Origin of the sequence: Escherichia albertii, from assembly GCF_028622335.1 — a bacterium.
In the GTDB taxonomy this organism is placed as follows: domain Bacteria; phylum Pseudomonadota; class Gammaproteobacteria; order Enterobacterales; family Enterobacteriaceae; genus Escherichia; species Escherichia albertii.
In genome coordinates this window covers 469,511-493,569 of sequence record NZ_CP117568.1, presented here as the reverse complement: position 1 = coordinate 493,569, position 24,059 = coordinate 469,511, and the positions used below count along the sequence as shown (strand labels likewise).

Genomic DNA, 24,059 nt, shown 5'->3' with positions numbered 1-24,059 from the left:
CAATTATCTGGAGTGTAGGTAATCGCATTCACTCTGGTGGGAAGAATTTACAAACTGTGATCTCGCTGCGAAATCAGCAATGCTGCATATCCGGCGTAATAAAATCACATTAAAATGTTAATAATATTTTGCAATCAAGTTATCATAATTAAACAACATCACTTGTCAGCAACATCGTTTCGTTTTTAACATCGCTTATGGAAAAAAATAGTCTGTTTAGTCAGCGCATTCGTTTGCGCCACCTTCATACATTCGTCGCTGTCGCACAACAAGGAACTTTGGGGCGCGCGGCTGAAACCCTTAATTTAAGTCAACCTGCGCTCTCTAAGACCCTGAATGAACTGGAACAATTAACAGGTGCTCGCTTGTTTGATCGTGGACGGCAAGGCGCGCAACTCACCTTACCTGGCGAACAATTTTTAACTCACGCAGTCAAAGTGCTTGATGCTATCAACACTGCCGGTCAGTCGCTGAATCGTAAAGAGGGATTGAACAATGACATTATAAGAGTGGGAGCGCTACCTACTGCCGCGTTGGGGATATTACCTTCTGTTATCGGTCAGTTTCATCAACAACAAAGAGAGACCACCCTGCAAGTTGCAACGATGAGTAACACGATGATTCTGGCAGGATTAAAAACGGGGGAAATTGATATCGGCGTGGGTCGGATGTCAGATCCTGAATTGATGACCGGACTTAATTACGAGTTGCTGTTTCTCGAATCGCTGAAGCTGGTTGTTCGCCCCAACCACCCTCTGCTTCAGGAGAATGTGACGCTAAGCCGGGTTCTGCAATGGCCCGTTGTCGTTTCACCGGAAGGCACCGCGCCACGGCAACATTCCGAAGCACTGGTACAAAGTCAGGGCTGTAAAATTCCTTCAGGATGTATCGAAACGCTTTCCGCATCGCTTTCACGCCAACTCACCGTGGATTATGACTATGTATGGTTTGTTCCTTCGGGCGCCGTAAAAGATGATCTACGGCATGCCGCGCTGGTGGCGTTGCCTGTTCCGGGACATGGAGCGGGCGAACCAATTGGGATCCTTACTCGCGTTGATGCGACGTTCTCCTCCGGTTGTCAGTTATTCATTAACACTATTCGTAAATCGATGCCCTTCTAAAAGGAAAAGGGACCTTTCGATCCCTTGTCCATATTATTACACCGTTGCCAAAGTCGTCTTAATCCCTGCATTTTGTGGATCCACGGACAACGTTTGCGTTTTCAGGCATAACATTCCAATCACATTTTTGCCGCATTCATGGCGGTAAGAGATTACTGGCGACTGCAATTAATGGATTTGTAAAAGATTATGTCCCGGAAGGCACACTGAGAGAGATTCTGGAAAACTTATGGTTTTATTTGTCATACAAATAAATATAATAAGCGCTTCCGATGTAGGCCCGTATTCTTCGCCTGTACCACGGGTCTGGTTTAGTACAGGCGTTTTCTTTTAATGTCGTCAGGAATGCTTACGCGGCATCATGCGCAAAAGCGTGTTGTCCTTCCAGAAATAGTGATGTGCTAATGCTGCGGCAGCATGCAGCCCAATGATGAAATATCCCAGATTTGCCAACGTTTCGTGCAACGATTTTAAGGTATCGACCAAATCAAAGTTGGCCTCTGGTGCATAAGGCATCGTCATGCCAAACGCAAACCAGGGATTACCACGGTAATACATCATTATCAGACCAATCAGAGGCAGCGCGATAAACAGCAAATAAATGACCAGATGCCCAAGATGAGCAAGTCCCGTCATCATGGGTTTCGGTTTAGGCACAATTGGCGGAGTTGGATATTTCAGCCTTAGCACAAGACGGAGCACCATCAGTACGAGAATCGATATGCCACAGGAGACATGGATCATGTTGATTACTGGCCGGGCGCTACGTGGAAAAAATCCACGAAATTCCATTGTGCAATATGCTGCAATAACCAGCAAAAAGACCAGCCAGTGAATACCGATTTGTAACCTTGAGTACTTATTCTCCATAACATTTCCCTATTTTAAACAATTCCACGTTAACATAACGAGCTTTTCTTAAAATTTCATTAAATATTGTTCCCGTCATTTTCAGTACGTTACATTTGGCCGCAAGAATGTAGATTGCTCATCCAGCTATCCTGGTCTAAGCCTGGAAAGGATCAATTTCCATCCGAGTGTTCCTGACAGGAGAAAACCATGAATAAAATTGGTATTAACGGTTTTGGTCGTATCGGTCGTCTGGTGTTGCGTCGACTACTTGAGGTCAAAAGTGACATAGAAGTTGTTGCGATCAATGATCTCACCTCGCCAAAAATTCTCGCCTACCTGCTGAAACATGATTCAAACTACGGTCCGTTCCCCTGGAGCGTTGACTTCACGGAAGATTCACTTATCGTCGATGGGAAAAGTATTGCGGTGTACGCCGAAAAAGAGGCGAAAAATATCCCGTGGAAAGCGAAAGATGCACAAATTGTTGTTGAGTGCACTGGATTTTATACTTCCGCAGAAAAATCGCAGGCACATCTGGATGCCGGGGCAAAGAAAGTACTGATTTCCGCTCCGGCTGGTGAAATGAAAACCATCGTTTATAACGTTAATGACGATACTCTGGATAGCAACGACACTATTGTTTCTGTGGCGTCATGCACCACGAACTGTCTCGCGCCAATGGCTAAAGCATTACATGACAGTTTTGGTATAGAAGTGGGAACGATGACGACAATTCATGCCTACACCGGTACGCAATCACTGGTTGATGGTCCGCGTGGTAAGGATTTACGTGCATCACGTGCTGCGGCAGAAAATATCATCCCTCACACCACGGGTGCAGCAAAAGCCATTGGTCTGGTGATCCCGGAGCTTAGCGGCAAACTGAAAGGCCATGCGCAACGTGTGCCAGTGAAAACGGGCTCAGTAACCGAGCTGGTATCCATTCTTGGTAAGAAAGTGACTGCTGAAGAGGTGAACAACGCACTTAAAAAAGCAACGACCAATAACGAGTCATTTGGCTATACCGACGAAGAAATTGTCTCTTCCGATATCATTGGCAGCCATTTTGGTTCGGTGTTTGATGCGACCCAGACGGAAATCACCGCCGTGGGCGATTTGCAACTGGTGAAAACCGTCGCCTGGTATGATAACGAGTATGGATTCGTCACCCAACTTATTCGCACTCTGGAAAAATTTGCCAAACTCTGACAGACGCAGGCGGAGGAAAACCTCCGCCTCTTCGCAAACGGCACAATGATTAACGTAATGAACGACTCGCCATCGTCTCGATAAGCACAGCGTCTCGTTTCAATGTTTGCCACGCCATGGTGACTTCTGTAGGAAAATCAACGTGAACGATAAAATCACGCCCGCGTGGACCATAGCCATCACAATCATCCTGCAAGCGAGGCAACTCGCCAGTGAGTAACGACAGATAACGTTCGACCGACCATAATCCTTCCAGTTGATTAACAAACGCAACAGCGCCTGCCCTATTCTCCAGTTGGGGGATGAATCCCGGATAGCTTAACCAGCGAGGCGCATCGGGATTATCCTCTGTTATGCGATGGAACGTTGCCATGGTTCGGCGCTGCATTGTTGGGTCCTGAATGATGATGGCGGTATGAATTCGCTCCGTGGCCTGGTTCAGAAGCGCAACGCTAAAGCGTGCATTTTCCCCGCAATTCGTAGACTGGTCTTCAATCCAGATTTTTTCATGGGGAATATGCCAGAACTGGTGGGCGATATCCGCAAGGATGCTCGCTTCCGCCCTGCCCGTGGTGCGGATGGTGTTATAGTGCGGATGCTGTGCAATAGCGCTATATAAAAACGTTGTCGAATGACCGATACCACCGCTGATCAATAAAGGGATTTGCCGATCTCTGGCAATCTTGCATGCCGCGTCGATAGTGGGAATAACCGCGTTACCCGCAAGGATCACGCAATCAGCCGGATACAGAGCCTCATTAGAGAAATCATCCTGTGCCAGCCACTGCCCGATAACGTTTATGGCATCAATAGTTTTCGCTGAAAGCGTCGGAAACGGGGTAATATTCATGGTTCCTCCTTCTCGTTCCCTTAAGAATACTGCGTGAGATAATAAAGAGAAGTGGAGCACTCTGAAAGGAAGAAGTCGAATTTTCTTTATCGTCTTCACAAGACTTAATTCTTTACTTATACACTATTTTCGGAGAAACCACAGACAGGACATCAACAACATCATTAGACGTTGCAATGACATAATGCTCAATCATTTTATTTTCATGAATACCGATACTTTGCTTAGTAAACCATGCCAGGTAAGTTGAATTTGCTACCCGATAAATCCCTGTTTGATTAATACCATACGCTCCCAGCATCCCTAATAAATCCCCTTCATCGGTGACACGAAATGAGTGTATCCAGTCAAAAGATATGTTGATTTCTGACTTAATCGGCGGACAAATCAATGAAATTGTAAGTTTTGCATTTCGATACTGTAAGTCTGACAAACCGGCATTTTTAAAAGATAAAAAATCCGGTGTAATATTTATAAAACATTCATTCACATTGACACCTTTTAATATATAAGACTGCAATCTATAGCGGACACATTAATTAAGTTCATTATTTTGTAGTTGTTGCATTAATTCCTTGTTGAAAGCGGGTTTTTCAGGGGGAACATTTGCAACACATTCATTAATGCAAAATATAACCTCCCCTCAGGAACCCATATTTTAATCCTGTCACGCCCCAAAAGAATAAATTTTAACTCACATTTAAAATATAAGCTTTTTTTGTGTGAGAAATCAGGTCTTATCTCTTTATTTATCTCATTAAGATAGATGTAATGGAGATGTTCATCAAAGACACTCACCACTTCCAGACCGTTAACAATTGTCCATCTGCGTTCATTTCCCCAAAAAACAAGAACAGGTATACGTTTTGTATATTTTTTTAAAATTTGCTGAACGCTATCTTTCTGGTTTTCATAAAATATTGTGTTTGCATTATAAATTTGCCGACTCATTCGCCAGCGGAGTTTTTCTTCATAAAAAAGAAACCTGTCATCTTCATAACCGTTAGCATTCATTGCCAATAACTCTCAACTTTCTGAATGAAAAACTCAAAAAACCACCAAATAAATTAATCATTATTTTATATTTTTTCTTCTTATATAAAATAATTGCATCTTTGATATTACCCGCACTTTGATTATCAATAAGTTCAGTGGCATCCATAATCTGCGAGAAATGCTCAACGCCCATAAACTCAATTATTTTTTGTTGTCTACCTGATGTAGAGTTATCAGTATATACTTCCATTATCAATATGAAATTATACTCTGCATGATGACATATTGTTCTGGTTTCCAGTAAAACACCATCATGCCATATCATTTCATCTACAATTTCAATATCATTTTTCATATTATTAACTCAGTTTGTTATTTTACAGTAGAGGGTGTGTCATCTTTTCCTTATCTGACTGTGTTGACAAATAATTTTTACATTAATCAAAAATCAAGTTAATACTGTTGCTTTATATTTATCACCGATAATCTTTCATTTATCCGACAATATTTGCGCTAGTTGCACCATATGCAATATTGCCCGAGACGTCGATAGAATGACCATAAAACATATCATCATCACTGCAATAGACGGTAAAATCGCCATCAGCTTCAATAACCAGCTCACAAAGCGTCATTCTTTCCGCAAAAGAGGTTTCTGTAATTTCATCAGCATCCTCATCATCCAGCCAGTCATTGGCGAGCTCAGTAAGTTCCTCCGCTGCAAACTGGCGAAATTCACTGTCTTTTTCTTGCTGGTGATCATAGAGATACCGCAAATGACCCAACGCAGCCTGCCAACTACTTTTATTCGCTTTATCGATATTTAAATGCACAAAAACATTATTATTCAGCCACGTTATTTTACCAGAAAAGTGAGAATAGTCTTTATCCAGCGTGAATTGTCCAAGTAATTCATCCTGCAATAGTACAGGCTTTCGATATTCAGCCAAAATGTCGCTTAGCGCATCACAGAGTGTGTTTTCTTCAATTATATCAAGCACAAAAAAGCGATTATAAAATGCGGGGGATTTATCTTCAGCGACAGTTTTATCAATAAGTGATCGCACGCGTAAACGATATATACCGCCTTTTTTAAAATGGAACGGATATGTAGAGCCGTGTAATTTGATATCTTCGTCACTGAGCAACCACTCAATCCGCCCATCTTCCGTACTGATTTCACCTGTAGCAAGGTTTTTATACGCAATAAAGTTAGCGCTCGCCGTCCACAGATGCGCACCTTTAATTCGCCCGGCGCCACCGCCGGTATCGCTAAAAAGCACCAGTATTTCTTCGTCATTACTTTGATACTGCTGCATAACATATTTATATTCAGTTGAATTAACAACCATCTTGAGACTCCTTTTCATTTAGAATTACGTCCTGTCCTACACCTTATCCAATCGGCACATGACACGCTACCGCCCCACCCGGATTGATTTATCTGCACGCGAAAAGGTTACTCTTCTCCTCGGACTTACCCTATTGCGTAGCGACTTTTTCGGAATTTATAAAGAAAGAAACCCGGCAGCTTGCGCTAACCGGGTTATGGAGAGGGAGACGGCAGAAAAGACGTCAGGCGGTAATCTGCTCCATCGCTTGCAAAATACGCTTATCCGAAATCGGATAAGGCGTGCCAAGTTGTTGAGCGAAGTAACTAACGCGCAACTCCTCAATCATCCAGCGTATCTCTTTTACGTCTTCGTCTTCACGGCGCGCGGGAGGCAGCTTGTTGATCCATCGCTGCCACGTCTGCTGGACGTTTTCGACTTTCAGCATCTGGGCGCGATCACGATGCGGATCGACCGCCAGTTTTTCCAGCCGTTTCTCAATCGCTTGCAAATAACGCAAGGTATCGCCCAGGCGTTTGAAGCCGTTGCCAGTGACAAAACCGCGATACACCAGCCCGCCCATCTGCGCTTTGATATCAGAAAGCCCCAGCGCCATGGTCATATCAACGCGCCCTTTCAGGCGTTTGTTGATATTGAACACTGCCGTAAGGATTTGCTCGACCTGCTTCGCAATATCCACCACCGTATCGTTCAGTTCGGCACGCACTTTTTCATGCAGCGCCGCAAACCCCTCTTCGGTCCAGACCGGACCGCCGTTGGCGTCGATTAATTTATCCACACCACAGGAGATACAGTCATCGATCAGCTCCAGCACTTTGCCATACGGGTTAAAGTACAGACCCAGCTTGGCTTTGTTTGGTAACTTCTCATGCAGATACTTAATCGGCGATGGAATATTCAGCAGCAGTAAACGGCGAAGACCGTTCCACATCGCCTGCTTTTGTTCGAGCGGGTTATCAAACAGTTTGATCGCCACGCTGTCGCGCTCATCCACCAGCGCCGGCCACGCCTTCACTTTGTAGTTGCCGCGTTTCTGTTCGTAGCTTTCCGGCAGTTGACCAAAGCTCCAGATATGCAGGCCGCTCTGCTCGATACCGTCATCCGCCACTGCGGACAGCGTTTCCTGTACTTTGCCTTTCAGGGCGTCTTTCAGATCCTGTAATGAGCGCCCTTCTTTTAGCTTCTTATTTTTGTCGTCCACCACGCGGAAGGTAATTTTCAGGTGATCGGGCACCTGATCCCAGTGCCAGTCTTCGCGGTCAACGGTAACGCCTGTCATCCGCCGTAGCTCGCGCTCCAGGCTATCGAGCAACGGCAGCTCCAGCGGTGTGACGCGGCCTAAAAACGCTTCGGCGTAGTTTGGCGCGGGTACAAAATTACGCCGTACCGGTTTCGGCAGCGATTTTATCAGTGCAATAACCAGCTCACGACGCAGGCCTGGGATCTGCCATTCAAATCCGCTCTCCTCAACCTGGTTAAGTAACGGCAGCGGAATATGCACGGTCACGCCGTCAGCATCCGCCCCCGGCTCAAACTGATAGCTCAAACGCAGCTTGAGATTGCCCTGATGCCAGAAGTTCGGATAATCCAGCTTGCTGATTTTTTCCGCACCTTCTTTGATCAACATGCTCTTTTCAAAGTTGAGCAAATCAGGCGTTTCGCGGCTAACTTTTTTCCACCAGCTGTCGAAGTGGCGTGCGGAGATCACATCGTGGCTGATGCGCTGGTCGTAAAACTCAAACAACGTTTCGTCATCCACCAGAATATCGCGGCGACGTGATTTGTGTTCCAGTTCTTCCACTTCGGCCCGCAGTTTCAGATTTTCGCGGAAGAATGCGTGACGCGTCTGCCAGTCACCTTCCACCAGCGCGTGGCGAATAAAGAGTTCACGACATAACGCCGGATCGATCTGGCTGTAGTTGACCTTACGCGCAGCAACAATCGGCAGCCCGTAAACGGTGACTTTTTCGGTTGCCATCACCGCGCCCTGCGCCCGTTCCCAGTGCGGTTCGCTGTAGGTGCGTTTGATTAAATGCTGAGCAACTGGCTCTACCCATTCAGGATCGATGCGTGCCGCAATGCGCCCCCACAGGCGGCTGGTTTCTACCAGTTCCGCCACCATTACCCATTTCGGCGGCTTTTTGAATAAACCAGAACCGGGGAAGATGGAGAAACGCGCGTTACGTGCGCCGGTATATTCTTGTTTATCGGCATCTTTCATGCCGATATGCGAAAGCAAACCGGTCAGCAACGCAATGTGAATTTCGCGATAATCCGCCGGTTCGCTGTTAACCGGAATGCCAAGTTCTTTCACCACCTGGCGCAACTGGGTGTAGATATCCTGCCATTCGCGCACGCGCAGATAGTTGAGATAATCAGTACGACACAGGCGACGGAAGGCGTTTGAAGAAAGCGCCTTTTGCTGCTCGCCAAGATAATTCCACAGATTTACAAACGCCAGGAAGTCGGATTCTTTGTCGTGGAAACGACGATGTTTTTCGTCCGATGCCTGCTGTTTGTCCATCGGACGCTCACGTGGGTCCTGAATGGAGAGCGCGGACGTGATAATCATCGCCTCACGCACGCAGCCATGTTTCTGCGCTTCCAGCACCATACGCGCCAGACGTGGGTCGACAGGCAGTTGTGAAAGCTGGCGACCAAGCGGCGTCAGTTTATAGGCGCTGGCCTGTTCATCAGTGGTGATCGCGCCTAATTCTTCGAGCAGACGCACGCCATCCTGAATATTGCGTTTATCTGGCGCTTCGACAAACGGGAACGCGGCGATATCGCCCAGTCCCAGCGCGGTCATCTGCAAAATAACCGAGGCCAGGTTGGTACGCAGAATCTCCGGGTCGGTAAACTCCGGGCGCGAGAGGAAATCGTCTTCGGAATAGAGACGAATACAGATCCCTTCTGACACACGTCCGCAGCGGCCTTTACGCTGATTAGCAGAAGCCTGCGAAATGGGCTCAATAGGCAAACGCTGCACTTTGGTGCGATAGCTATAACGACTGATACGCGCTGTGCCAGGGTCGATAACGTATTTAATACCCGGTACGGTCAGCGAGGTTTCCGCGACGTTGGTCGCCAGTACAATGCGCCGTCCGCTGTGCGACTGGAACACCCTATTCTGTTCGCTGTTAGACAGTCGTGCATAGAGCGGCAGAATTTCCGTATGATGCAAATTCAACTTATTCAACGCATCGGCGGTATCGCGAATTTCCCGCTCACCGCTCATAAAGATCAGAATGTCGCCAGGGCTTTCCTGGCTCAGTTCATCTACGGCGTCAAAAATCGCCTGCAACTGGTCGCGCTCGGTGTCATCGGCTTCTTCAACAATCGGGCGATAGCGCACTTCCACCGGATAAGTGCGACCGGAGACTTCAATAATTGGCGCATTATTAAAATGGCGTGAGAATCGTTCTGGATCGATAGTTGCTGAGGTGATGATCACTTTCAGATCCGGGCGATGCGGCAACAGCTCTTTCAAATAGCCGAGCAGAAAATCGATATTCAGGCTACGTTCGTGCGCTTCATCGATGATGATAGTGTCGTATTGCATCAGCAGCCGATCCTGCTGGATTTCCGCCAGCAGAATACCGTCAGTCATCAGCTTGACCATCGTGTTATCACTGACGTGATCGCTAAAACGGACTTTATAACCGATGCAGCCGCCCGGCTCTGTTTGCAACTCTTCCGCAATACGGTTCGCCACGGTACGTGCCGCCAGACGACGAGGTTGGGTATGTCCGATCAGACCTTTAATTCCGCGCCCCAGTTCCATACAGATTTTCGGCAACTGAGTGGTTTTACCAGACCCTGTTTCCCCAGCGACAATCACGACCTGGTTATCACGCACAGCGTCCAGAATGTCCTGTTTTTTCTGACTCACCGGCAAATTATCTGGATAAGTAATTTCCGGGCGTGCCGCTTCTCGTAGCAGAACTTTCCCTGCCGCCAGGTCAATTTCTTTCGCCATCTCCTGGAAAATGGCCTGTTGTGCATCAGGATTTTTAACCTTTTTCACCCCATGCAGACGGCGAGAAAAACGCAGTCTGTCACGCAACATTAACGAATCCAGGCGTTGCTGAAGGGCGTTAAAAGTCAATTTCTGTTGTTCTGTCATAACGTTAGTGGGCAGTGAGATGCCTGATTAAATTTCTTTTAAATGATAGATATAGAGTACCACATCGCGGCTTTCTATGTGTTGTTCAATAAATTCGAACATAGGCTTCGATATATTGCGCTATCTCTGTGGCAGGATTGTGAATAGAGTGTCAACAAGCAACGGGGCAATGCCCATTCAAACATCTAAAAGGAAACACCATGAGCAAGGTATTAGTTCTCAAATCCAGCATTCTGGCAGGGTACTCTCAGTCTGGTCAGTTGTCTGACTATTTTGTTGAACAGTGGCGTGAAAAACATTCTGCGGATGAAATTACCGTTCGCGACCTGGCGGCTAACCCGATTCCGGTACTGGATGGCGAACTGGTTGGTGCGCTGCGTCCGAGCGATTCCCCGCTGACCCCGCGTCAAAAAGAAGCCCTTGCTCTTTCTGATGAGCTGATTGCCGAGCTGAAAGCCCACGACGTGATCGTTATTGCGGCACCGATGTACAACTTCAACATCTCAACTCAGTTAAAAAACTATTTTGACCTGGTGGCACGCGCTGGCGTTACCTTCCGCTACACCGACAAGGGCCCGGAAGGTCTGATAACCGGTAAAAAAGCCGTCGTTATTACCAGCCGCGGCGGCATCCATAAAGATGGGCCAACGGATCTGGTTACTCCGTACCTGAACACGTTCCTGGGCTTTATCGGCATTACCGATGTGAAATTTGTCTTCGCCGAAGGGATCGCGTACGGCCCGGAAATGGCAGCGAAAGCGCAGTCTGACGCAAAAGCAGCGATTGACAGCATTGTTGCTGCATAACCGGACTGCCAAATATTGATGTGGATTGCGCGGCTAAAGCGTGCAGTCCACACATGCCCGTTATACACCAACTTTAGCAACACTCTTCGACCACGTTCGCAACATTTCTTTATGTTTCGTTGTTAATATAATCTGCGAGCTTTTGACTTGAATATCGCTAATTCCTGCGGATAAAAAAGAGTCAATAAATCATATCCAACTTCTTCATTGCCTGTTCCCGAATAGTTCGTGTTTTACCTTGCCGCGCCAGTTGACGAATTAATTGCGGGTCGGGATTAGCCAATTCCAATGCCAGCAAAGGATCACGTTTCAGCCTGACTTTCAGAACGTCAGCAGGAAAATAGGGATTATTCATCGCCACAATCCACCACTCCGAATCGGTTTCTGCCGCCAGTGCCGCAGGCGGTGTATGGCGATTATTAAGTGCACCCAATTTGAAATATGTCCGCTTGCTTTTCGCAAGCGTACTCCACCAAATACGATCCGGCTGTTTTGCCAGCTTATCCAGTTGCGTTATTACATCAGGGTCAGAGGCATAATAAACACGTAATGCTTCGTTAACCTGCGCACGGGTACTGTTTTCCTGACTCAGAAATAGCTTCGCCCAACTATCGTTACGTGGCGTGTTTTGCTGTAATTCCTTGAGAACAACAGCAGGTAAATTTCCCCAACTAAACAATGCACTTTCTAAATAGTCCCAGTTCCCCTGACGTATCAGGGAGGTGGCATTCAATAGCATCTGGTCATCAACTTCACCGCGGCTAATCAACTCAGATAAAATCATATCAGCGCTGGTTTCATATGCGGCAGAATCTGCTTCAGGATGATGTTTTCGATGCCATAAAACACGTTGCCAAATTTTTTGTTTCATCGCCGTACTCAGATACTGATTTTTTGCCAGATTACTCCAACCCTCAGGATTGTTGAAACGTGTCAATAGCCGTTGTAAAGCGGCATCAGAATGAATTATCTGCATGCCCCGACAACAAAAGTAATCAGGGATTTTTTTCTCCATCCTTTTAACAAACTTAAACTGTAAGTTATCTGGCAATGCTAAAAATAACGTGTCGGTTAAATCATCGTCACTCTCGAATTTTTGGTATAAATATGCTGCAATTTTGTCACTCTCTTCTGGCGTCATCCGCAACAATTGACCATGGTGTTTCATATCTGCCAGGTTAGAAGCTAAACTCGAGCGAACATCATTTGATGAATCTTTTGCCAACAGCATCGCCTGGAGATAGGTGAGCTGTCCATTGGCACCGACACGGCGAATATCAGGATTATCACTGCGTATGTAGCCATCTATTATGGATTCGGGCAGTAACCACGCATCTTTATAAAGATCCTGAATGATCATGTCCCAGTCTCTTTTCGCCAGAGTCATGACGATATCCAGAGGGAGATCTTCACGTACCGCAAGATTCAATGGCCCGACACCATCAGGTAGATGACTCATTCGCGTCATTATTTCGACAGAGAGTGGTTCACGGTCGAGCAAACCAAGAACAACAGGTTGGTAACCCAATTGCTGATCGGTCAACTCCAGAATTTCATGATCGGGCATATACCGAGCCATATTCTCGATCGTTTGTTCATCATTACTATTAATAAGTTGTTTACGTAATTTTGCCGAAATGCCTTTAATCGTTGGCAGTGTTCGCAATACGGCAAGATCAAATGTAGCAATATCACGTCCTTCAAATGCGGCAACCTTCCCTTCATCCAGCATTTGTAACTCTTGCGCCAAATCTGGAGAGGGATTAGAGCGAAATAACGCATGTTGCTTCATCTGTTTGCATACATTACCCGCTATGCGAGAATTACTTCGTTTAAAAAAATCATTCAATACATCTTCATCATTAACTACCCGCCAGTAATATGCTTCGGGGTTCATTAATGTCAGTGCTTTTTTTACATTTTTAGTCTCTTGTTTGTCACTGGCTCGGACAATGAATTCACTATTTGCTGATGAGAATAAAACAGGCGCTGTGGTATCATCAATAAATATTCCGCGGGCATTGATACTCCCTTTTATTGTCGAAGGATTATCGTAATATGAGTTAATAAATACTAACCCTTTAGCGTTAATCGAACCGGTAATTAACAGGGGCGAACCAGTAAAAATATTGTCTGCTGTGACGTTGCCAAGAACAATCCAGGGTTCAATGAGTGAGTCAGTTGAAAGGTCTCCTTTGATAGTCAAATTACCGAGAACAATCAGCTTTCCATCACTCTCGATGTCACCATCCACCACCAGATCACCGCGATGTACTGTCCAGTCTGTTGCGGATAAATCGAAGGTGGCAAGATTAACGCTATTATTGATGGTTCCTTCAATACGCTTCCTGTCTTCAGTCGTTACAGCGGAAAAGAGCGGCCTGATATCAACCGCATTTGCGACACATCGTAATTCCGACTGTGCGGGAAGACTCAGAACAAAGAGAGGAAGTAAGAGTATCCAGCCGCAAATCCTTGCCTTAAGCATATGCGCTCCATGCCGTTAAAAAGGGAAACTAAGAGCCTCCCTTTCGTTAATATTATTACTCTCGCGAAATGCCATCCAGAGTTGTCAATACTTCCGCAGAAAGCTGCAATTTTGCGGCAGCCATATTTTCCCGCAAATGTTCGACAGAAGATGTCCCAGGGATCAATAAAATATTCGGTGAACGCTGTAACAACCATGCCAGGGCCACCTGCATTGGTGTGGCACCAAGGCTTGCAGCCACGTCAGAGAGCGTTGTTGATTGTAGTGGCGTAAAGCCGCCAAGCGGGAAGAACGGCACATAAGCGATACCATCGTCAGCCAGCGCATCAATCAGCGCGTCATCGGCACGATGTGCAATGTTGTATTCGTTCTGCACACAGACGATTTCAGTGATCTTACGTGCTTCAGCCACCTGCGTCGGTGTCACGTTGCTCAGGCCAATATGTTTCACCAGACCTTGTTGCTGCATTTCTGCGAGCACAGTCAGGCTAGCTTCAATCGATCCTTCCGCCGGACCGTGACCATCGCCAATCATCACGCGTAGATTAACAATATCCAGCACGTCCAGCCCCAGGTTACGCAGGTTATCGTGTACTGCCTGTCTAAGCTCCGCAGGCGAAAATGCCGGAAGCCAGGAGGCGTCATCACCACGACGTGCGCCAATTTTGGTCACGATCGTCAAATCGTCGGGATAAGGATGCAATGCTTCACGGATGATTTGGTTAGTCACGTGAGGACCGTAAAAATCACTGGTGTCGATATGATTGACGCCCAGCGCCAGCGCCTCGCGTAATACCGTAATAGCAACATGGCGATCTTTTGGCGGCCCAAAGACGCCAGGGCCAGCCAGTTGCATCGCGCCATAACCCAGGCGCTTGACGGATTTTGTACCAAGAATAAATACGTTGCTGCTCATAACACCCTGCCCTGTAAAAAGCGGATTAAGAAAAATCAGTATAGAAATGAACGGCAAGCGAAGAAATGGATATTGAATACAGATGCGTAAAAAAATGTGTTAGCCTGACAAAAAACAACATGAATTTGCCCGGATATCTGTACTACCCGGTAACAGAATAATTAATATTGTTTCGCTGTAGAGTTTTTAACGTGATGCAAAATTCTGAGCATTCCCCGTAAGTTATTTTCGTAACCATTTTCCATTAATGCCCTGCACAAACTCCCCCGGCTTAGCACGCTCTACCAGTTTTTGCCCTGCCAGTTTAGCGATATCTTCAGTTGATACATTATTTTGCTTTGCCAGTTGTTGATAGCTACGGTTACGAGCTTCATTAATATCTTTTACTAATGTCTGCGTCTCGGCATCCGTTTTCAGCGCCACCAGATAGCCATTAAGCGTTTCACCGACCCGCCCCTGAGATCTGGCTTCGTCCAGAGTTAGTGCCATAACGTTGCTGCTCATCAGGCTAATAATCCATACCACTACCAGTAATATTTTCTTCATCATCGCCTCAAAAAAGATCGCTACGGGTTTTGAGCAAGTCTTCAACATCTTTATCCGCCTTGATGATGATCTCATGCTCAATTTTAACGTTCATATTAATGGTGATGGGTTCTTTCGGTGCAGCCACTTCTATGCGCGGCGTGCAACCAGCTAACATAAAAGAGGACGCGAACGCGGCTATCACTATTTTCATTGTTTTTCCTCACACTCTTTTCCTGATGGGCAGCCAGTTTCCGGGAATCGGGCATTCTGTTCCAGCCATGCCTGGAGATTATCGCCAAAGCGTAAACTGCGCCACAGCGTGAAAATATTTTCTTCATGGCTGTAGTTGAGATTTACCGTACCGGTTTTACCATCGACACGACTATTACCGGTGATTGTTGCCTGCATGGTTAACACGCCGAGATTATCTAAATTAATTTTTGTCGATGAACGACTGATTTCCATATAGCGCAACCAGTTAATTGCCGTTCCCGCAGTCACATTGTCTTTTGCCACTGCATCCGCCGTGTCTTTGTCCAGACGTAAAGTCATGGGGCCTGCATTTGCCAGCCAGCCGTCTTTGACAATCCATTTGTCATTGTTCAGCCATAAAGGCAGCGCGCCGTTGAATGCGCCAGACATGGCGAATTGTTTCGGGTTAACGGCGCTGACCAGTTCGCTGGACGAGAGATTATTCAGACGCAACAACGCCGGATCGTGCTGTGGCATACGTAATTGTTTCATCAGTACGTTACCGCCCAATACATCGACGCTAACATTGCTTAACAATAACGGTTCTTCCTCAGTCCACGGATAACGCCCCTGAAGATCGGCTGTAATATTTTTCGCCGTCACCAGGTTAACAATTTCAGCTATACGGAGTGATACTGGTCGCCGTGTTCCCAAATGCCATGCTCCGTCACCAAAACGGAACGGCAAAACAAAATCGACGCCATTGACCTGATTGTCCGGCATCCAGGCACTGCCGCCTTTCAACACGCCATGCCCTCCCGCACGGAAGCCTTGATCGGGCGCAGCTGAAAATGCAACCTGGGCATACAATTCGCCTTCACGCAATTTCATCTTCCAGTCTGGCGGGACTAACGGCTGGAATACAGTCAATGATTGTTTGGGCCACCAGGCATTGCCGCGCAGGCGAATGCCATCCCAGCGACCATTTACACGAACCGGCCCGATCGCTCCGGCATGCAAATCTCCGTTGAAGAGAAAATAAGTCGGATCGCGCCCATCGACACTAAATTTTAACGTTGATGGCGGTAACACACTGCCACCAGTAAAAAGCGTTTGTCCGGCGTCCAGTGACAATGCGCCGCTAAAAGATGGATTCTGTGGATCGCGTATCCAGACAATGGGCTTCTCGAGGATCAAACGTGGCGTTTCCACCTTCATGGTGCCATATTGCAACTGGTCGAAGCCGGTTGAGAGATCGGTCAGCGTGATCGTGTTGTCATGCCACTCCCCCGTTCCCGCAACGTCCCATGTCGCGTGCATTGGCGTAAAACTGCCTTTCCCCCAGTAACGCCACTGCCAGCGACCAGCATCAGGCAAGAAATCTTTGGCCTGCCCATCCATATGCAGCACAAAATCGCCTAACTCGTTTTCATGAGCTTGCAAAATAGCCTGCAAACGACCATCGACACCACGTTGCGTCACTTTAACGCCAGCCAAAGGCCAGCGAATTTCATCGATGTCCAGTGAATCAATAACTCTTCCCTTTGAACGTAATAGCGCGCCCGGTTCAAAGACCAGCAAGGGATCGGTCAGACTTCCACTTAACTGTGCGGGCAACCGTGCATACAAAATAAGATCCGCCTGCTTTGCCTCGCCAGTCAGTTGCAGTGGCATCTGGTTGTTATCCATGCTCAGTTTTCCTGGGCCGAAATTGAGCACCGCGTTGCCCTTACCTGCTTGCCCTTGCGTCAGCACGCTCAGGCGCCCGCTAATCTGTGCGTTTTCGAGTCCCGCTTGCCAGTTTTCAACTTTTATCCCCAGACGCCCGCTCAGTGGAAAACCTTCATAAGGCCAGATCCAGCGTCCATCACTGATGGTCAGTTGCTGGCGGGTAATCTCCCATGGCAAATCGAGCAACGGCTCGTCGTTACCTCGCGCCATCACGATGAGTTGTCCACTGTTCTCTCGCCACTCCAGTTCAGCATCCACCAGTTTGGGTTCCTGCGGCAAATTCAATGTCGCCGTGACATGACCGCTCACAGGCAGGCCATCCGGCACCAGCGGCATGGTGAATTCACCGACCAGTTTGACAGGCGGCTGATTTTCAAACGCAGAAACAGCCAGCTCGTTAATCGTCAGAGTTTGCCCTTTTAACCGGCCTTGAAATTTAACTTTTTCGCCCTGATAACGAAGTTGCTGGATATCTGACGTCAACGCTAAAGATAATTTTCCCTGCCACTCCTGCCAGGGAGAAAGAATAACCTTATCAATGTTGATCCAGGTGTTGGGCAGCATAGCCTGCCATTCCGCAAGGGTTTTCGGCGCTGCGGGCGATTGTTCCGTCTGCGGTAATTTCGCCAGACACGCGGAATCAAGTTCCACGGTGCCGACATTAAGCGACCAGCGGCTGGGATGAGAAAGACGAGCATCGGTGATATGCGCCAACTGGCAATCCGCCACCAGATAACGGAGATCAGGAATGACCAGACCATTACGCGTAATGCGAGGGCTTTCATCTAACGCAATGCGAGTACCAAGAGGAAGCCAGATGCCCGCCAGCGTGGGAACCCACAGACCCAGCGTCATCAGCAACGTCAATGGCACAAGAATGATCAACAATAGCAGCGCGAGAACGGCTTTATATTTACCCAGCATGGGTAGTTAATATCCTGATTTAGCGAAAAATTAAGCAGTCAATGCAGTATTTTGGCATGTTTAACCGTTCAGTTGAAGGTTGCGCCTACACTAAGCATAGATGTTTCTGAAGTTTTCAATATAACTCCACCTTTCAATTATATTTGAAATTTTGTAAAATATTTTTAGTAGCTTAAATGTGATTCAACATCACTGGAGAAAGTCTTATGAAACTCGCCGTTTATAGCACAAAACAGTACGACAAAAAGTACCTGCAACAGGTGAACGAGTCCTTTGGCTTTGAGCTGGAATTTTTTGACTTTCTGCTGACGGAAAAAACCGCAAAAACCGCCAATGGCTGTGAAGCAGTGTGTATTTTCGTTAATGATGACGGCAGCCGCCCGGTGCTGGAAGAGCTGAAAAAGCATGGCGTGAAATATATTGCCCTGCGCTGTGCCGGTTTTAATAACGTCGATCTCGACGCTGCAAAAGAGTTGGGCCTGAAAGTGGTGCGCGTTCCAGCCTACGACCCGGAAGCCGTCGCTGAACATGCTATCGGCATGATGATGACGCTAAACCGTCGAATTCACCGTGCCTATCAGCGCACTCGTGACGCCAACTTTTCTCTGGAAGGTCTGACGGGTTTTACGATGTATGGCAAAACGGCAGGCGTTATCGGCACGGGTAAAATCGGTGTAGCTATGCTACGCATTCTGAAAGGGTTCGGCATGCGCCTACTGGCATTCGATCCGTATCCAAGTGCGGCGGCGCTGGAGCTCGGCGTAGAATATGTCGATTTGCCGACGCTGTTCGCTGAATCTGACGTTATCTCCCTGCACTGCCCGCTGACGCCGGAGAACTACCATCTGCTTAATGAAACTGCATTTGAGCAAATGAAAGACGGTGTAATGGTGATTAACACCAGCCGCGGCGCTCTGATTGACTCTCAGGCCGCGATTGAAGCGCTGAAAAACCAGAAAATCGGCTCGTTGGGGATGGACGTGTATGAAAACGAACGCGATCTGTTCTTTGAAGACAAATCCAACGACGTGATTCAGGATGACGTATTCCGTCGTCTGTCTGCCTGCCATAACGTGCTGTTTACCGGGCATCAGGCATTCCTGACCGCGGAGGCTCTGACCAGTATCTCCCAGACCACGCTACAAAACTTAAGTCATCTGGAGAAAGGCGAACCTTGCCCTAACGAACTGGTTTAATTTCACCGCTCCCCTGTCCTGCAGGGGAGCTTATTCAGATAATCCTCAAAGACCTTTCATCTTCTATTCTTAAAATATTCCTGAATCAGAAACTATAATTGAGAATCACAATGAAGAAAGTAGCCGCGCTCGTTGCGATAAGCCTGCTGATGGCGGGATGTGTAAGTAATGATAAAATTGCTGTGACGCCTGAGCAATTGCAGCATCATCGCTTTGTTCTGGAAAATGTAAATGGTCAGCCTGTCACCAGCGATAAAAATCCGCCAGAAATCAGTTTTGGTGAAAAAATGATGATTTCCGGCAGCATGTGTAACCGCTTTAGCGGTGAAGGTAAACTTTCTAATGGCGAGCTGAAAGTTAAAACGCTGGCAATGACCCGTATGATGTGCGCGAATCCACAGCTTAACGAACTCGACAATACCATCAGCGAAATGCTGAAAGAAGGTGCGCAAGTAGATCTGACCGCGAACCAATTAACGCTGGCGACCGCAAAACAGACATTAATCTATAAGCTGGCCGATTTGGTCAATTAATAGCTGCCACAACTTCCGGCGGCAAGCGACTGCTCGCTACAGCGTTTGCCGTTGGGTAATGCACACATCCCAATGGTCGTTCCATCCAGTTGACGGGCAACGGAAAGCGAACCGCCAATCATTGCGCAATTTGCTTCTCCACTACTGGACATTGATGCTTTTAAACCTGGCGCAACATGTGCCGCCGTTGCCTGCTGAACAGGTTCGCTACTACACGCCGATAACAATAAAGCGGCACAACCCACCCACAACGCTGCTCGCATTTACTCCTCCTCTGATCTTAAAGCCAAACGATACCGCCCTAAATAATAGGCAGACCAGGCGACGGCGTCGAGAGTCTCTGTGCGTGTTGCCACGCATTTTTACTTTTTTGTGGCTATTTTTTTACCCTCTGTTTAATCAAAACATTCATTACGCTGATATGGGGGACACAAAAGCGAAAATGCGACGGAAAGCCATTTGCTAAAATTGAGAGATAATTACTGGGTGCGCAGCTATTTCGCGCGCCCCTCATTTGCGCAATGTAAGGGTGTCGTATGATCACAATTGACGGAAATGGCGCGGTCGCTTCAGTAGCGTTTCGTACCAGCGAAGTTATCGCCATTTACCCTATTACCCCCAGTTCCACGATGGCGGAACAGGCTGATGCCTGGGCCGGAAACGGCCTGAAAAACGTCTGGGGAGATATCCCTCGCGTGGTTGAAATGCAGTCCGAAGCGGGCGCTATCGCAACGGTGCATGGCGCTTTGCAAACAGGCGCGCTCTCAACATCATTTACATCATCGCAGGGGCTGCTGCTGATGATCCCAACTCTGTACAAACTGGCGGGCGAGTTAACGCCGTTTGTACTGCATGTTGCGGCACGTACCGTTGCTACTTATGCGCTCTCCATTTTTGGCGATCATTCTGACGTGATGGCTGTGCGTCAGACCGGTTGTGCCATGCTCTGCGCCGCAAACGTTCAGGAAGCGCAAGACTTTGCTCTCATTGCGCAAATAGCTACGCTGAAAAGCCGCATCCCATTTATTCATTTCTTCGATGGTTTCCGTACCTCCCACGAAATCAACAAAATTGTCCCTCTGACCGATGACACAATTCTCGAATTGATGCCGCAGGCAGAAATCGATGCCCATCGCGCCCGCGCGCTGAATCCAGAACATCCAGTCATTCGCGGCACCTCGGCGAACCCGGACACTTACTTCCAGTCACGTGAAGCCACTAACCCGTGGTACAACGCGGTTTATAAACATGTTGAACAGGCGATGAAGGATTTCGCTGCCGCGACGGGCCGCCAGTATCAACCATTTGAATATTACGGACATCCACAGGCAGAGCGGGTAATTATCCTGATGGGATCTGCTATCGGCACCTGTGAAGAAGTGGTAGACGAGTTGCTGACTCGCGGCGAAAAAGTCGGGGTACTGAAAGTTCGTTTATACCGTCCGTTCTCTGCCAGACATCTGCTGCAAGCATTGCCAGAATCCGTGCGTACCGTGGCGGTGCTGGATCGCACCAAAGAACCCGGCGCGCAGGCGGAACCATTGTACCTTGATGTAATGACCGCACTGGCAGAAGCCTTTAATAATGGCGAGCGTGAAACACTCCCCCGAGTGATTGGTGGTCGCTATGGCCTTTCGTCAAAAGAGTTTGGCCCGGACTGCGTACTGGCTGTATTTGCCGAACTCAACGCGGATAAACCGAAAGCACGTTTTACTGTCGGGATTTACGATGATGTGACCAATCTGTCACTGCCGTTGCCGGAAAACACCCTGCCAAACTCGGCGAAACTGGAAGCCTTGTTTTATGGTCTTGGTAGTGATGGCAGCGTTTCCGCGACCAAAAACAATATCAAGATTATCGGTAATTCCACGCCGTGGTACGCACAGGGTTATTTTGTTTACGACTCCAAAAAAGCGGGTGGCCTGACGGTTTCACACCTGCGCGTAAGCGAGCAACCAATTCGTTCCGCTTATCTCATTTCCCAGGCTGATTTTGTTGGCTGCCACCAGTTACAGTTTATCGACAAATATCAGATGGCCGAACGTCTGAAACCCGGCGGCATTTTCCTGCTCAATACGCCGTATAGCGCCGACGAAGTGTGGTCGCGACTACCGCAGGAAGTTCAGGCCGTGTTGAACCAGAAAAAAGCGCGCTTCTATGTGATTAACGCGGCGAAAATCGCCCGTGAATGTGGTCTGGCGGCACGTATCAATACCGTTATGCAGATGGCGTTTTTCCATTTAACACAAATTCTGCCAGGCGACAGCGCACAGGCAGAATTGCAAGGCGCGATTGCCAAAAGCTACAGCAGTAAAGGTCAGGAGCTGGTGGAGCGCAACTGGCAGGCTCTGGCGCTGGCGCGTGAATCTATTGAAGAAGTACCGCTACAGCCGGTAAATCCGCACAGTGCAAATCGTCCACCTGTGGTTTCCGATGCCGCTCCTGATTTCGTGAAAACCGTCACCGCCGCAATGCTCGCCGGGCTTGGCGACGCCCTCCCCGTTTCCGCGTTGCCGCCAGACGGCACCTGGCCGATGGGTACTACACGATGGGAAAAACGCAATATCGCCGAAGAGATCCCCATCTGGAAAGAAGAACTCTGTACCCAATGCAACCACTGTGTCGCCGCTTGCCCGCACTCCGCTATTCGCGCGAAAGTCGTGCCGCCTGAAGCGATGGAAAACGCCCCTGCCAGCCTGCATTCGCTGGACGTAAAATCGCGTGATATGCGCGGGCAGAAATATGTGTTGCAAGTCGCGCCGGAAGATTGCACCGGCTGCAACCTGTGCGTTGAAGTTTGCCCGGCGAAAGACAGACAGGATCCAGAAATTAAAGCCATCAATATGATGTCGCGACTGGAACACGTAGAAGAAGAGAAAATCAATTACGACTTCTTCCTCAGCCTGCCAGAAATCGACCGTACTAAACTGGAGCGTATTGATATTCGTACATCACAGTTGATCACCCCGCTGTTTGAATATTCTGGTGCCTGCTCTGGTTGTGGAGAAACGCCGTATATCAAACTGCTTACCCAGTTGTATGGCGACCGAATGTTGATTGCTAACGCCACCGGATGTTCATCAATTTACGGCGGTAACCTGCCCTCCACGCCTTATACCACTGATGCCAATGGCCGCGGTCCGGCCTGGGCAAACTCGCTGTTTGAAGACAATGCTGAATTCGGTCTTGGTTTCCGCCTGACAGTTGATCAACATCGAGCACGCGTGCTGCGTCTGCTGGATCAATTTACCGATAAAATCCCCGCTGATTTACTGGCTGCGCTCAAATCCGATGCCACGCCAGAAGTTCGTCGTGAACAGGTCGCTGCATTGCGCCAGCAACTCAACAATGTGCCTGAAGCGCATGAATTGCTGCGTGACGCTGATGCTCTGGTAGAGAAATCAATCTGGTTGATTGGTGGTGACGGTTGGGCTTATGACATCGGTTTTGGCGGTCTGGATCATGTCTTAAGTCTGACGGAAAACGTCAACATTCTGGTACTGGATACGCAATGTTATTCCAATACCGGCGGTCAGGCGTCGAAAGCAACCCCGCTTGGCGCGGTAACTAAGTTTGGTGAGCACGGCAAACGTAAAGCGCGTAAAGATCTCGGCGTCAGCATGATGATGTACGGTCATGTTTACGTAGCGCAGATTTCTCTTGGCGCGCAGTTAAACCAGACGGTAAAAGCGATTCAGGAAGCGGAGGCGTACCCGGGGCCATCGCTAATTATCGCTTACAGTCCCTGTGAAGAACACGGCTACGATCTGGCATTAAGTCACGATCAAATGCGACAACTTACCGCAACAGGTTTCTGGCCTTTGTATCGTTTTGATCCGCGTCGCGCCGATGAAGGTAAACTGCCGCTGGCGCTGGACTCGCGCCCGCCATCAGAAGCATTAGAGGAAACACTTCTTCACGAACAACGTTTTCGCCGCCTGAACGCACAACAACCGGAAGTGGCGAAACAGTTGTGGAAAGATGCCGCAGCCGATCTGCAAAAACGTTATGACTTCCTGGCGCAACTGGCTGGAAAAGCAGATAAAAGTGGAACGGAGTAAAGTAACAGGATAAGGATTCTCCTGAACGAAAAAAAGCCCGAATGAAAGTTCGGGCTTGTCTTTTTATTTGTTGGAAAGTCAGTAACAATGGCCCAACAGAAAATAATATCTGTGACAATAAAGGCATATAACGGACGAAGAATAACGTATCAGTTTTTAAAAGTATAATTTTTATTTT

Annotated in this window: 19 protein-coding genes; 6 read left to right on the top strand and 13 right to left on the bottom strand. The window is 47.9% G+C overall.

The features are described from left to right. Positions 1–197: 197 nt before the first annotated feature. Positions 198–1,121: a LysR substrate-binding domain-containing protein gene (locus tag PS053_RS02395; RefSeq protein ID WP_059218338.1), complete on the top strand. Its 924-nt coding sequence runs from the start codon at positions 198–200 to the stop codon at positions 1,119–1,121. Positions 1,122–1,460: 339 nt separating this feature from the next. On the opposite strand, the gene cybB is transcribed toward PS053_RS02395, so the two are convergent. Continuing rightward, the gene (gene cybB, locus PS053_RS02390; RefSeq protein ID WP_000428996.1) at positions 1,461–1,991 is read right to left on the bottom strand and encodes a cytochrome b561; all 531 of its coding nucleotides are present in this window, start codon (positions 1,989–1,991) and stop codon (positions 1,461–1,463) included. Between the two features lie 189 nt (positions 1,992–2,180). Between cybB and gap the strand changes: the two genes are divergently transcribed. Next, positions 2,181–3,182, top strand: a complete 1,002-nt coding sequence (gene gap / locus PS053_RS02385) for a type I glyceraldehyde-3-phosphate dehydrogenase (protein ID WP_001033374.1) — start codon at positions 2,181–2,183, stop codon at positions 3,180–3,182. Between the two features lie 49 nt (positions 3,183–3,231). Here the strand turns inward: gap and ydcF are convergent, their stop codons facing one another. From ydcF to hrpA, 6 genes are all read right to left on the bottom strand, one after another. After that, positions 3,232–4,032 (bottom strand): DUF218 domain-containing protein YdcF, encoded by an 801-nt coding sequence (ydcF, locus tag PS053_RS02380; RefSeq protein ID WP_059238828.1) that lies wholly within the window; start codon positions 4,030–4,032, stop codon positions 3,232–3,234. 112 nt (positions 4,033–4,144) lie between these two features. Beyond that, positions 4,145–4,522 carry a hypothetical protein gene (locus PS053_RS02375; protein WP_001001239.1) on the bottom strand — a complete coding sequence of 126 codons (378 nt, stop codon included), beginning with the start codon at positions 4,520–4,522 and terminating at the stop codon, positions 4,145–4,147. A gap of 77 nt (positions 4,523–4,599) precedes the next feature. Then, positions 4,600–5,046, bottom strand: a complete 447-nt coding sequence (locus tag PS053_RS02370) for a hypothetical protein (RefSeq protein WP_207610563.1) — start codon at positions 5,044–5,046, stop codon at positions 4,600–4,602. Then, positions 5,036–5,383, bottom strand: a complete 348-nt coding sequence (locus PS053_RS02365; RefSeq protein ID WP_256879130.1) for a hypothetical protein — start codon at positions 5,381–5,383, stop codon at positions 5,036–5,038. Before PS053_RS02365 ends, PS053_RS02370 begins: the two co-directional genes overlap by 11 nt. Before the next feature lie 139 nt (positions 5,384–5,522). After that, complete coding sequence (locus PS053_RS02360) at positions 5,523–6,380, bottom strand: DUF2262 domain-containing protein (RefSeq protein ID WP_256879131.1); 858 nt, start codon at positions 6,378–6,380, stop codon at positions 5,523–5,525. Positions 6,381–6,603: 223 nt separating this feature from the next. Beyond that, entirely contained in the window at positions 6,604–10,506 is a 3,903-nt protein-coding gene (hrpA, locus tag PS053_RS02355) for an ATP-dependent RNA helicase HrpA (RefSeq protein ID WP_256921762.1), read from the bottom strand. Between the two features lie 200 nt (positions 10,507–10,706). Here hrpA and azoR point away from each other — a divergent pair, with 200 nt between their 5' ends. Beyond that, a complete protein-coding gene (azoR, locus tag PS053_RS02350) occupies positions 10,707–11,312 on the top strand; it encodes an FMN-dependent NADH-azoreductase (protein WP_059225236.1) in 606 nt (201 codons plus the stop codon). 181 nt (positions 11,313–11,493) lie between these two features. Here azoR and PS053_RS02345 read toward each other — a convergent pair whose 3' ends face one another. The 5 genes from PS053_RS02345 to PS053_RS02325 all read right to left on the bottom strand — a co-directional run bounded on the left by PS053_RS02345 (position 11,494) and on the right by PS053_RS02325 (position 18,091). Next, a complete protein-coding gene (locus tag PS053_RS02345; protein ID WP_256879133.1) occupies positions 11,494–13,800 on the bottom strand; it encodes a DUF2773 domain-containing bactofilin in 2,307 nt (768 codons plus the stop codon). 55 nt (positions 13,801–13,855) lie between these two features. Beyond that, complete coding sequence (locus PS053_RS02340; protein ID WP_256879134.1) at positions 13,856–14,716, bottom strand: aldo/keto reductase family oxidoreductase; 861 nt, start codon at positions 14,714–14,716, stop codon at positions 13,856–13,858. Between the two features lie 222 nt (positions 14,717–14,938). Next, positions 14,939–15,262, bottom strand: a complete 324-nt coding sequence (locus tag PS053_RS02335; protein ID WP_000722592.1) for a YdbL family probable chaperone protein — start codon at positions 15,260–15,262, stop codon at positions 14,939–14,941. Between the two features lie 7 nt (positions 15,263–15,269). Further along, entirely contained in the window at positions 15,270–15,455 is a 186-nt protein-coding gene (locus PS053_RS02330) for a YnbE family lipoprotein (RefSeq protein WP_000706308.1), read from the bottom strand. Further along, on the bottom strand, positions 15,452–18,091 hold the full coding sequence (locus PS053_RS02325; protein WP_256879135.1) for a YdbH family protein: 2,640 nt from the start codon (positions 18,089–18,091) through the stop codon (positions 15,452–15,454). Before PS053_RS02325 ends, PS053_RS02330 begins: the two co-directional genes overlap by 4 nt. A gap of 206 nt (positions 18,092–18,297) precedes the next feature. On the opposite strand from PS053_RS02325, the gene ldhA reads away from it, so the two are divergent. Both ldhA and hslJ read left to right on the top strand, forming a co-directional pair. After that, a complete protein-coding gene (gene ldhA, locus PS053_RS02320; RefSeq protein ID WP_000762222.1) occupies positions 18,298–19,287 on the top strand; it encodes a D-lactate dehydrogenase in 990 nt (329 codons plus the stop codon). Between the two features lie 110 nt (positions 19,288–19,397). Then, on the top strand, positions 19,398–19,820 hold the full coding sequence (hslJ, locus tag PS053_RS02315) for a heat shock protein HslJ (RefSeq protein WP_002462185.1): 423 nt from the start codon (positions 19,398–19,400) through the stop codon (positions 19,818–19,820). On the opposite strand, the gene PS053_RS02310 is transcribed toward hslJ, so the two are convergent. Continuing rightward, positions 19,817–20,083 carry a putative hemolysin gene (locus tag PS053_RS02310; RefSeq protein WP_001200699.1) on the bottom strand — a complete coding sequence of 89 codons (267 nt, stop codon included), beginning with the start codon at positions 20,081–20,083 and terminating at the stop codon, positions 19,817–19,819. The genes hslJ and PS053_RS02310 overlap by 4 nt on opposite strands. A 273-nt stretch (positions 20,084–20,356) precedes the next feature. Here PS053_RS02310 and nifJ point away from each other — a divergent pair, with 273 nt between their 5' ends. After that, complete coding sequence (nifJ, locus tag PS053_RS02305) at positions 20,357–23,881, top strand: pyruvate:ferredoxin (flavodoxin) oxidoreductase (protein WP_256879136.1); 3,525 nt, start codon at positions 20,357–20,359, stop codon at positions 23,879–23,881. Positions 23,882–24,059: the final 178 nt, after the last annotated feature.